Annotated in this window: 1 protein-coding gene; it reads left to right on the top strand. The window is 58.9% G+C overall.

Translation table 11 applies throughout. The features are described from left to right. Positions 1-182: 182 nt before the first annotated feature. Positions 183-596, top strand: a 414-nt coding sequence (locus tag EN935_RS39340; RefSeq protein ID WP_127374421.1) for an MFS transporter, incomplete at its 3' end; no start/stop codon positions are given.

Genomic DNA, 596 nt, shown 5'->3' on the forward strand with positions numbered 1-596 from the left:
GGTGACGAAACTGCGGAGGACGTCGAGGTCGAATGTCACGCGTCGCATATTGTTAGTCCTGCTTTTTGTTAGTCCTGCTTTTCAGGATGGTAAGTTTAAAAATTGCTGATTTTAAGGATGAAACTACGGCGCTAGAAACAGACCGTCAAGACCAGACCACTGGCCAGCACGGGAATGAAATCATGTCCGCCATTGTCAATTGCACTGACCGACAGAAGCCGGAACTTCTGGAAGATACCGGCTTCACCGGAAGAGCATTCAAGCCCGGCCATCGCTGGAAGGTCCTGGGCATAGGCGTTGCCGCCAATGCCAGCTTCTCCGCCACTTTCTCCGGCATACCGGCAACGGCGGTCGTGCTTCGTCAGGGCTATCATCTGGGCAATGCCGAGCTCGGCCTGGCACTCGGCCTTCTCGGGCTGGGGGTCGCGCTCAGCGAACTGCCCTGGGGCTTGCTCACCGACCGCTGGGGCGATCGCCGCGTGCTTTTGATCGGGCTCGGTGCGACGGCGGCGTGGCTCCTGGTCATGGCGATGCTGGTTGTCCCGACAAGGAGCGGCATTCCCGATGTCACGCTGCTCTCGGCGAGCCTGCTTATC

The organism is Mesorhizobium sp. M7D.F.Ca.US.004.03.1.1 (assembly GCF_003998635.1).
Lineage (GTDB): Bacteria > Pseudomonadota > Alphaproteobacteria > Rhizobiales > Rhizobiaceae > Mesorhizobium > Mesorhizobium loti.